Origin of the sequence: Rufibacter glacialis (assembly GCF_008271745.1) — a bacterium.
In the GTDB taxonomy this organism is placed as follows: Bacteria; Bacteroidota; Bacteroidia; order Cytophagales; family Hymenobacteraceae; genus Nibribacter; species Nibribacter glacialis.
On record NZ_VKKZ01000010.1, the window covers coordinates 390,571 to 401,585 of the forward strand.

7 protein-coding genes are annotated in these 11,015 nt (G+C 56.7%); 2 read left to right on the top strand and 5 right to left on the bottom strand.

The genetic code is table 11. The annotated features are described in order from the left end of the window. Positions 1-43 precede the first annotated feature (43 nt). The 3 genes from pgi to FOE74_RS02590 all read right to left on the bottom strand — a co-directional run bounded on the left by pgi (position 44) and on the right by FOE74_RS02590 (position 5,519). Positions 44-1,696: a glucose-6-phosphate isomerase gene (pgi, locus tag FOE74_RS02580; RefSeq protein ID WP_149097029.1), complete on the bottom strand. Its 1,653-nt coding sequence runs from the start codon at positions 1,694-1,696 to the stop codon at positions 44-46. Positions 1,697-1,846: 150 nt separating this feature from the next. Further along, positions 1,847-2,452: an inorganic diphosphatase gene (locus FOE74_RS02585; RefSeq protein ID WP_188686336.1), complete on the bottom strand. Its 606-nt coding sequence runs from the start codon at positions 2,450-2,452 to the stop codon at positions 1,847-1,849. A gap of 133 nt (positions 2,453-2,585) precedes the next feature. Beyond that, complete coding sequence (locus FOE74_RS02590) at positions 2,586-5,519, bottom strand: M1 family metallopeptidase (RefSeq protein WP_149097031.1); 2,934 nt, start codon at positions 5,517-5,519, stop codon at positions 2,586-2,588. Between the two features lie 648 nt (positions 5,520-6,167). Between FOE74_RS02590 and FOE74_RS02595 the strand changes: the two genes are divergently transcribed. Further along, positions 6,168-7,481, top strand: coding sequence for an amidohydrolase (locus FOE74_RS02595; RefSeq protein ID WP_149097032.1), 1,314 nt, complete (start codon positions 6,168-6,170; stop codon positions 7,479-7,481). Between the two features lie 93 nt (positions 7,482-7,574). Further along, positions 7,575-8,444 carry an ATP-grasp domain-containing protein gene (locus tag FOE74_RS02600; protein WP_149097033.1) on the top strand — a complete coding sequence of 290 codons (870 nt, stop codon included), beginning with the start codon at positions 7,575-7,577 and terminating at the stop codon, positions 8,442-8,444. A gap of 756 nt (positions 8,445-9,200) precedes the next feature. On the opposite strand, the gene FOE74_RS02605 is transcribed toward FOE74_RS02600, so the two are convergent. After that, entirely contained in the window at positions 9,201-9,974 is a 774-nt protein-coding gene (locus FOE74_RS02605) for an SDR family oxidoreductase (RefSeq protein WP_149097034.1), read from the bottom strand. A 187-nt stretch (positions 9,975-10,161) separates the two neighbouring features. Beyond that, positions 10,162-11,015, bottom strand: an 854-nt coding sequence (locus FOE74_RS02610; RefSeq protein WP_225840600.1) for a T9SS type A sorting domain-containing protein, incomplete at its 5' end; no start/stop codon positions are given.

Sequence of the window (11,015 nt, forward strand, 5' to 3'; positions counted from 1 at the left end):
AGATACCCGCAACGAAGCAAGAAGGAGGTGTCACGTTCTCTACTTATTTCCTGAACGCCTTGAACTGGTTGATCAGGCCGTTGGTAGAAGCGTCATGGCCTGTGACTTCGGTGGCAGAGGTGAGTTCGGGCAGGATCTGCTTGGCTAGTTGCTTGCCCAGTTCCACGCCCCATTGGTCAAAGCTGTACACGTTCCAGATCACGCCCTGCACAAAGATCTTGTGCTCATACATGGCCAGGAGGCTGCCCAGGGTTCTGGGGTCCAGCTGCTTGAACAGGATGGAGTTGGTAGGCCGGTTTCCTTCAAAAACCTTGAACGCTTTCAGGCTGTTGATCTCTTCCTCAGAAGTCCCTGAATTCTGCATTTCCTCCACCACTTCGGCCTCGGTCTTGCCGTTCATAAGGGCCTCCGTCTGCGCGAAGAAGTTGGCCATCAGTTTAGGATGGTGGTCGCCAATGGGGTTGTGGCTGATGGCCGGGGCCAGGAAATCACAGGGGATGAGTTTGGTGCCCTGGTGGATAAGCTGGTAGAAGGCGTGCTGTCCGTTGGTGCCGGGCTCTCCCCAGATGATGGGGCCGGTCTGATAATTAACTTTCTGGCCGTTGCGGTCTACGTACTTGCCGTTGCTTTCCATGTCGCCTTGCTGAAAGTAGGCGGCAAACCGGTGCATGTACTGGTCATAGGGCAGCAGCGCGTGGCTTTGGGCGTCAAAGAAGTTGTTGTACCAGATGCCCAGCAAACCAAGGAGCACGGGCAGGTTTTCTTCCAGCGGTGCTTTCCGGAAGTGGTTGTCCATGGCGTGCGCCCCGGCCAGCAACTCCCTGAAGTTCTCGTACCCCACCGTGCAGGCAATAGACAAACCAATCGCCGACCACAGCGAGTAGCGTCCGCCTACCCAGTCCCAGAAGGCGAACATGTTCTGCGTGTCAATCCCGAATTCGGCCACGGCCGAGGCGTTCGTAGACAAGGCCACGAAGTGCTTTTTGATGTGCTCCTCGTCTTGGGCGTGCTCCAGGAACCAGCTGCGCGCGCTGTGGGCGTTCGTCATGGTTTCCTGGGTGGTGAACGTTTTAGAGGCCACCATGAAGAGGGTAGTCTCGGGGTTGATCTTCTTGAGCGTCTCCGCTATGTGCGTGCCGTCTACGTTGGAGACGAAATAGGTGGTGATGTTGGGCTTCTGGTAGGCTTTGAGGGCCTCGGTTACCATCACGGGGCCCAGGTCTGAACCCCCGATGCCAATGTTCACGATGGTGTCAATAGGTTGGCCGGTGTAGCCTTTCCACTCCCCGTTCACCACGGCGGTGGAGAATTTCTCCACCTGCGCCAGCACCCGGTTAACTTCGGGCATCACGTCTTTGCCGTCTACCAGCACCGGCGTGTTGGCCTGGTTCCGAAGGGCCACGTGCAGCACAGAGCGGCTTTCGGTGAAGTTGATTTCCTCGCCGGAGAACATGGCCTCTATGGCGGCGGGCAAACCGCATTCCTGGGCCAGGTCCACCAGCAATTGGCGGGTTTCCTGGGTGATGCGGTTTTTAGAGTAATCCAGCAGGATGTTCTCAAACGTGACGCTGAAGGTCTTGAACCGCTGCGGGTCCTGCGCGAACGCGTCTTTCAGGTGGCTGTCTTTGATTTGCGCGTAATGCTGCGTCAGTTTCGCCCAGGCTTGGGTGGTGGTGGGGTTTATGGATGGAAACATGTAGGTCTGGTTTTATCGGTTCTATGATGAGCGAAGTTAGGAATTGTGCCGGCTTTAGGAAAAAGAGTTTACCCACGCTCCGCGAAGAGGCAGGCCCTTGCCAGACGTTTTAAGCCTGTTTTACTGAAAAGAAGCCAAAAAGGCTCCTGGTTATTTCACGTGTTTCTGGATCAGCTGGTCTGCGAAGGCTTCATTGCGCCACCCCATAAGGCGGGTGGGCTGACGGGGATTCACGTTGAGGTACCATTGCTCCAGGATCTTTTTCACAGCCGGGTAACGGGCCGAGAAATCACTGTAGGAATTGGGGGTGATGGTTTGCTCATTGGGCTTGGCGGGCACACTCACCACCAGATGCCGCAGTTCCCCGTCACTTTCCAATATCATTACGCCTACCGGCACAATCTCCAGCACGGTGCCCGGCTCTTTCTGGTTGCCCAGCACCAGCACCGGCAGGGGCGCCGCCGACCTGCCCTCCACGGAGTCTACCAGGGTAGAGGGAATAAAGCCTTCATTGCCGGGGTAGGGCAGAAACTCCAGCTTGCGGGGCTGACCGGCTTCCAGCTGCGGCACGAACTTTTTCTCTTTGGCATCATAAACTTGAGGCAGTGTGGAGCCCGAAGAGGTTTCCACCACCGCCTGCCAGTGCTTGGTCTCCGAGATGGCGGGCAGATTGGGGTAATCGGGTTTACAGCTAAGGCAGAACAAGGTGAGCAGCAACAGCGGGAGCTGCCATTTCTTTAGGGTGACGGAGCGCATAGGCAAGGGTAGCAGGTAGGTTTGGCGTCTGTTTTCTGTAAGATAGGCCAAAAACGGCATTCTTTCCAGCAGAACCCCCAGAGACTTTTTCTCCTGGGGCTGCTTTTGGAAAAGGCTTGTTTCAGCCCGGGTTTTACTGCAACTCATCCAGCAGGCGGAACGGGTTCAGGGCGTTCAGGTTAAGCGAATACCTGATGCTGTTCCTGAAATCTTGGAAGCTGCCGGGTACCTCTTTCTGGTAATGGCTGCCCGCCACCGGGAAGTAAATCTGGAAGGCCTTCCGGAAAAAAGAAAGTTGCAGCCCGGCACTGTACAGCAACTGGCTTGATTCCTGCACGCGGCCCAGATCCGCGTACACGGCAAAGGGCGTCACGGGCAGATCAGCGGTGAGGTTCAGGGTGGCCATCCATTCCCGGCTCACCACCGGTACCCCGTTGCGGAAACCGCCGTCCTGCCGGTCGGTCTGCCGGATGGTGGCGGGGCCACCTGTCTGCGTGAACATGTCAGTGCGGTTGAAGAAGGGCGTCTGCTTCAGGTAATCGGGGCTACCGGCCAGGCCCAGGTAGAACTCGCCGGTCTGGGTGCCCGTCATGATCCCGGCAAAGCCCCGTAGCCTGATTTCCTTGCCGGGCCGGTAGGCGCGCCATTTCTCCAGGCTTAGCCGGAACCGGGTAGGCGCATAATGCTCCGTATGCAGGCTGACCACCGTTCCTTGCCTGAACTCCTGGATGCCGTATCTGAACTGGGTCACGTCGGCTTCTACCAGGGTGCCTTGCACGGCGTTTTCAGAAAGGAGGCGGTACGCCAGGCGCGGGGCCTGCACATCAGGGTGCAGGTCATCCACCACCAAGTGCCAGGCCAGGCTAAGCTGTTGCCGGGGCGTAGTGGGGGTGTGCAGGCGGTTGTGGAACGTGAGGCTGGGCGCCAGGCTATGGAAGCTGGCAAACCGCTGGAACAGTATCCCCGCCTCAACTTTCCGCAGGAGCCCTTGCGCCGGAATTTGGTACCGCACATCGGCTAGCCCGGTAATCCGGTGATCCCCGAAACCATACATAGGCATGACCACATAGCGCAACTTGTGCTCGGTGAGGAAGGAGTTGTAGAAAGCGGCCCCTAGCTGAAAACCGTCCTGGGTGTTGTAGCCCAACGAGGGAGCCCAGAAGAGTTGTTTTTTGTCAATGCGATCCACGCTCAGGAACGGTTGCAGGCGCAGCGGCTCGGCTTTGGGGAACATCTTGCCCATGCGGTAGCGGTTGTCGCGGCGGTCTAGTTCCGGGAAGAGGTACTCTGGGTCTATCACCACCTGATCAATGCCTGCGGCGGTAAACGTTAAGGTCTGTTCCCGTTCCCCCGGCTTAGTCCAATGCGTTTCCATTACCTGCCCCTGGGCGTTGAGCGCCGCCACCTGCACCGGCAAGGCCAGCTTTCCGGTGTGCCGCACCGTGGCCTGGGTGGTGCCACCCGTAGTTGTCACCGTGGCCAGATGGGCATCTGGTAGGGTGGTAGAAGGCAGCAGATCCTGGAAAAACCACCCCAGCGGTTCTCCGGTAGATTTCTCTAAAACAGCCTGTAAATCCTGGGGAGATGGGTGCCGGAACTGCCACTGGCGGTAATAGGCCTGCATGGCGCTGTCAAAGCGGGCGGTGCCCAGGTATTTCTCCAGGTACTGGAACAGCTGCGCCGTTTTCAGATAAACCACCGTACCATAGTTGAAGGTCCTGAACTGGGCAGACGGCGCCGTTACCGGTTGGTCTAACCCTCGGCTGGCCGCCGATAAAAAAGCGGCGTTGTCAATGGCGGCGGGCGGCAAATCAGCCACCCCCAGAAACCGGCCGATTTTGTTCTGGTTCACCTCACTGGACAGCATACCGGCGTAAGGATTGCGCTGGGCTTTCACCCGCGTCTCATAGTAACTGTTGATGCCTTCGTCTAGCCAGGGGTGCTCGCGCTCATTGCTGCCCAGAATACCATAGAACCAGTTGTGCCCCACCTCATGGATGATGGCCTCCGGTTCCGTGACTGTGACCATGGGGTATTCCATGCCGCCGCCCGCACTCAGCGCCCCGTCTACTGCCGTAGCGTGGGCATACGGGTAATCTCCCAGCCACAAGGAATAGTAATAGACGGCATCATTGATATCCTGCACGCTCTTGACCCAGGTGTCGGCTTCCCGGTTGGTGAAGAGGAGCCAGGTGGTCACCGGTCGTTTGGAGTGGGGCAAGAGGACTTCGCTCTTGAGCACATGAAACCGTTTGTCAGCGAACCACGCGAAGTCATGGATGCAGTCTTGCCGGTAATGCAGGGTTTTGGTGGCCGCCGCGGAAGCCGGGAACTCCAGGTCTTTCGCGTTGAATTCCTTTCGGGCCGCCGTCACCTGCGCCAGGCTGTCTAACCGGGCCTGCTCTGCCGGGTTCTGGAGCTGACCGGTAGCCCCCACGGTGTAATTGGCCGGCAGGGTGATGCGCACGTCAAAAGAACCGTATTCTGAGTAGAATTCGCCCTGGTCTAGGTAGGGCATGGGGTGCCAGCCTTGCTGATCATACACCGCGGGTTTGGGGTACCACTGCGAGATCTGGTACGACTGCCCCACGTGCCCCAGCCGCGAGAAAGAATCAGGGAGCTTGACCTGGAACGGGGTACTGACGGTGAGGCGCCCGCCCGGGGGCAGCGGCTGGTTCAACGTCAGCTTCGCGATGTCAGGGTGCTGCGCGTCTTTCTCCCATTTCACCGCCTGCCCGTTCACCTTGAAGTCCAGGCCGGAGATAGAGCCCCGGGCTTCTTGGGGCGCGAAATGGAATTCATCATCGTTGTTCAGCAATTGCTGTTTGGCAAAGGCGGTGGTACGGTCCTGGTAGGCGTTGGGCCACAGGTGGAAATACAGGAACGTCAGTGTCTCCGGCGAGTGGTTCACGTATTCCAGTTCCTGGGTGGCAGTGAGGGTATGGTTCTGGTCGTCTAGGGTGACCTCTATCTTGTAATTAACTTCCTGCTGCCAGTAAGGTGACTGAGCCAAAAGCGAGAACGGAAGCAGGAGCAGGACTAAGTAGAAAAGCCGGTGATGTGTCATCAAAAGAGTCAATTTGACTTCAAATTACTACTTTCTGTTGATTGGGCTCCTTTTATTCCGGTTTTGTGGGATTTTACACATGGGGAATTGCAACCTGGGTTGCGCAGCCTGAAATCAGCGGATAGAAGCTGAAGCAGAAAGCCGCCGGATTCGTGCCTCTTTTCCTGAAAAATGCCCGAAAACAAGAAGCTTCTGAAGGCTTAGTTCCGGCAACTATAAAGGGATTTTTCTTTCCTTGAAACAGGAGGTGCCAGCCAAAACAGTACAAGGCTTGGTATACCCGTTTATGGGCTGTTTTTGCCTTTGTTGATGTTCTCACCAACAAGCAGGATACAACAAGCAGAATAACCCCTTTTAGGGTTTGTTGGTGATAACACCAACAAAGGCGGAGATACGGAAGGAAAAGGCTTGTAAATGGAGAGACTTTAGATTAGAGCCTCTTTTCCTGAAACTGCCGGAAAACAGCCGCCTCATCTGCTTCAGACCCAGCTACACTAGAGGTGATCTCCTTTCCTGAAAATAGGTTGTACAGGCCAGGGCTCCACAAGAATCGTTGTCGCGTTTACGGACTGTTTTTTCAGAATTTATGTGTAACATAGAAGTAGCAACTACTCCTGTTTCCGTTCAAAGCCTTAATCATTTACCTACATGAATACTTTCCAGAAATGGGCCTCAGCGGCGGCGCTGCTGGCGTTTGTACAGACCGCCCAGGCGCAAACCGCTAACCTGTACGCCCAGATTGACCAACTCGCCGATAAACTGGAACCCAAGGTGATCCAGTGGCGCCGCGATTTCCACCAGAACCCTGAGCTCAGCAACCGCGAGGTGAAGACCGCCGAAAAGATTGCCAAGCACCTGAAAAGCCTTGGGTTTGAGGTGAAGACGGGCGTGGCCAAAACCGGCGTGGTAGGCATCCTGAAGGGCGGACAGCCCGGCCCCGTGGTTGCCCTTCGCGCCGACATGGACGCCCTGCCGGTGACCGAGCGAAACAGCCTGCCGTTCGCCTCTAAGGTGCGCACCACCTTCAACAACCAGCAGGTAGGCGTCATGCATGCTTGCGGCCATGACACGCACATGGCCATGCTTCTGGGCGCCGCCGAGATTCTGGCCCAGCACAAGAAAGATATCAAAGGCACCGTGAAATTCATCTTCCAGCCCGCCGAGGAAGGAGCCCCCGCCGGAGAGGAAGGCGGCGCCGACGTGATGGTGGCCGAAGGCGTGTTGGAGAACCCTAAGGTGGATGCCATCTTCGGACTGCACATCAACTCCGCCACCGAGGTAGGCACCATGAAATACCGTCCGCAGGGCACCATGGCCAGTTCAGACAACTTCAAGATCAGGGTGAAAGGCCGGCAGGCGCACGGCGCCTACCCTTGGGCCAGCGTAGATCCTATTGTGGTGTCAGCGCAGATCATCACCGGCATCCAGACCATTGTAAGCCGCCAGATGGAACTCACCAAAGACGCCGCCGTGATCACCGTGGGGGCCATTCACGGGGGCGTGCGCTCCAACATCATCCCGGAGGAAGTAGAGATGATCGGCACCATCAGGGCCCTGGACACGCTCATGCAGAACCAACTGCACGCCAAGCTTCGCCGCACCGCCGAGCTCATTGCCGCCAGCGCCGGGGCTACCGCCGAAGTGGAGATCGTCAAGAACACCCCCGTCACTTACAACCATGAGCAACTCACGGCCCACATGCTGCCCAGCCTGGAGCGCGTGGCCGGTAAACCCAACGTGATCCTGACCAAAGCCGTTACCGGGGCCGAGGATTTCGCTTATTACCAGCAGAAGGTGCCGGGTGTTTTTATCTTTGTGGGCGGCATGGCCAAAGGTCAGGACCCCGCCAAGGTGCCGGCCCACCATACCCCTGATTTCATGATTGACGAAAGCGGCATGAAACTGGGCGTACGTACGCTGGCTTACCTGGCTTTGGATTACCTGAACAATCCCCTTAAGTAAGTTTTGGGCTTGTTTCAGGAAAACTGCTTTGAAACCAGGTTCTCGGCCTTAGAGCCCATGCGTTACCTATCCACCACTGAATTTTAAATTGATTTGAAAGTAGCATTAGTAACCTATGACGCCATCACCAGTTATGGCTCTTTAAGCGGTTCCGAAGACGGGGAGCTTCTCAACTACCTCACCGCACAAGGACTTGACATTACCCCTCAGGTCTGGGACGACCCCGCCGTAGATTGGGCGCAGTTTGACCTCGCCATCTTCAAATCACCCTGGGATTATTTTGACAAATTCCCGGCCTTCTGGGCGTGGCTGGACCGGATAGAAGCCCTCGGCCTCCGTACCCTGAACCCCCTTGCCACCATCCGCTGGAACGTTGACAAGCATTACCTCCTGGAAGTAGAGAAAGCTGGCTTGCCCATCGTACCCACCGCCCTCCTGAAAAAAGGAACGGCCGCGCACCTGGAGGAATTCTACGGCCGCTTCCAGACCGATAAGCTCATTGTAAAGCCCAGCGTGAGCGGCGGCGCGAAGAACACCTTCATCGTTTCCCGGGCAGAGGCCGGGCCGGTGGAACAGAAGCTGGAAGAACTGCTGCGCGAAGAGGATTTTTTGGTGCAGCCTTTCATGCCCCAGATTCAGGAGGAAGGCGAATGGTCATTTCTGTTCTTCAACGGTACCTACAGCCATTGCCTGCTAAAGTCGGCGAAGTCCGGTGATTTCAGGGTCCAGCATTTCTTTGGGGGCACCATCCATCCGCAACCCGCCCCGGCGCACCTGCTGCCCCAGGCCCAGAAGCTGGTAGACCAGTTTGCCAAAGGCTGCCTGTACGCCCGCGTAGATGGCGTGGTGGTAGGCCAGGAACTCCAACTGATGGAGCTGGAACTCATTGAACCCTTCCTGTTCCTGCACACCCACCCCCAGGCCATGGAAAATTATTACCAGGCCCTGAAGGAGTTGCGGTAACCGTACCTAGCAGTTGTTTGAGGCTTGTTTCTGAGGAAACTGCCTCAAAAGCACAGGCTGCTTGAATGACCTCTACCTTTACTAGCAGATTACCAGTAAAGGAGCTATAGCAGGGAAGGTAAACGCAGGAAAGAAGACTGCAGGATATGGCGTCAATTGGGCTGCCTCCCTGCGTTTCAGGCCTTTTTTCTGAAAAGCAGGGTTGAAACGATGTACACTAGGTGAGCAAGACATGGCCATTTAAACATGTTTTTGAAACCATATAGTCCTGAGAGAATGCCTTCCTATATGTCTGTACGCATATCGGCTCCCTTCAAAGGGGGACTTTTTTCTTCTATCCTTTCATGGTTCAAGTTTATAAACTTGGACCCATGATGATCGGAAGTTTGCAACTTCCGTGAGGCGACAGCCTCAAAAAAGGCTTCCTTGCTTACCTTGCTTCTGCCAGGCAGAGCAGCACGAGGTGCAGAAGGTGATCATTCCATCTTTAAAAGGAATGACAGGTAGGCATAAACGGATTGCGTAAGCAAAAGTCGATTTTAGGCTACGCCTCACGGAAGTTTAAAACTTCCGACCATTTTAGGTCCAAGTTGAAAACTTGAACCATACTCAAAAATCAATTTAATACTTTGGTGCAGGAATCAAACCCTCTCCCGAAGAATCGTAGCGGTATACATCCCAAGCTGACCTTAAAACAGAAATCCCTCCTGAGCTACCTGCCTGGGAGGGATTTCTGTTTATTTGAAAGCAGGTATTTTACCCAAACAGGTTGATGCTCATGCCTCCGTCTACGGCCAGGCACTGACCGGTGATGTAGGCGGCGGCGGGCATGCAGAGGAAGGCTACGGCGGAGGCCACATCCTCGGGGTTGCCGATGGTGCGGGTAGGGGTACGGCTCAGCACGCTTTCCAGGTACTCAGCGTTCTGCAGCACCTGCTCAGCCAAAGGCGTTCTAATGTACCAGGGAGCCACGCAGTTGACCCTGATGCCGTCTGGTGCCCACTCGCCCGCCAGGTTCTTGGAGAGCTGCACCAGGGCCGCTTTGGTCATTCCGTAGATGGCGCCGGTGCGCACGTGCCCCAGCCCGGCCACGGAAGACACGTTCACCACGCTGCCGTGCGGCGATTGCTTCAGGAAAGGGTGCGCCAACCGGCAAAGCTCAAAGGCCGAGGTCAGGTTGGTGTTGAGCAGGTAATTGTATTCCTCGGGCGTGTACTCGCCAATCTTCCTGCGGATGTTGGTGCCCACGTTGTTCACCAGAATGTCTAGCGTACCCCAGGTGTTTTCTACCAGTTGGAGCAGGTTGTGGCGGTCGGCGGCCTGGCTTACATCGGCTACCATGCCAGAGGCCTTCAACCCCTGGGCTCGCCACGAAGTGACAGCCTGGTTCACTTCCAGTTCTTTGCGGGCGACAATGAGTACTTCGGCCCCGAAGGAAAGCAACTCCTCGGCAATGGCGGCGCCTATGCCTTTGGTGCCTCCGGTGACCAATGCCCTGCGGCCTTCTAAACTCCAACGGTTGTGCTGCATGTTGTTCTTGCGAAAAGGGATTAGGTGAATGAAAGTCTAAGTGTACGCAGAATTCAGAAGAAGAGGAAAACGAAATAGCCCCATACCTGTTTTCTCTTTGGCCCCTCCGGTTTAAGGGCTTGTTTTTCAGGGAAGGGCAAAAAAAAAGAGGCTCCCGTTGGGGAGCCTCTTTTCTGGGTGGGTGGTGTTATCTGGCCAGAAGCAATCGTTTCACGGTGGTTTTGCCGCCTACCGTTATCCGGCAGATGTACACGCCGTTCACGTATTTGCTGCCGTCAAACTCATACTCATAGGCCTTGCCAGGTTCTGCTTTTCCAGTGTACAGGGTCTGCATCAACTTGCCTTGCAGGTTGTATACTTCCAGCCGCACATCCTCTGACGTGGCCACAGAGAAGGAAATCTTAGCCTTGTCCTGGAAGGGGTTAGGACTGGCGGTGAAAGCACCTAGCGTAGCCTCCGGAGCCACCGCTTTTACCCCAGTACCCGTGGCCGCCATAGAACCGGAGGTATAAGGCACGAGGCTTGACCCGGGAATGGTCTGCATGGTGCCGTCGGGCATGGTCCAGGCGACGGTGAGGTGGTCGCGGAACTCGAACTCGCGCAGGGTGGCCTCGATGTAGTAGCGGCGGCCGGCCTCCAGGTAGATCAGCTCGGACTGCTGGGTGGGGAAGGCGCCGTACTCACCGGGCGCGGTGGCCAGGCGCTGGTAGGCGATGCGGCGCTTGTTGGCCGGGCTCTCGTCGGTGCTCAGCTGGAGCTCGGCGCGGTCGTCGGCGGAGAGGTGGAAGCGGTACATGCCGCTCATGGGCACGCACAGGTAGCCTCTGAGGCGGGCGAAGTAGTTCTCGGCCACGTTGGCCGGGGCGGAGAAGGAAGAGAGGGTGCTGGTGGAGGTGGGGGCGGTGCCGGCGGGCAGCTGGTCCACCTCCACGGCCCGCGGCGAGGCGCCGGCCCAGAACTCGTAGGCGATGCCGCCGGTGCCCTCACACACAGGCGGGGTGTAAGGCACGAGGCTTGATCCGGGGATGGTCTGCATGGTGC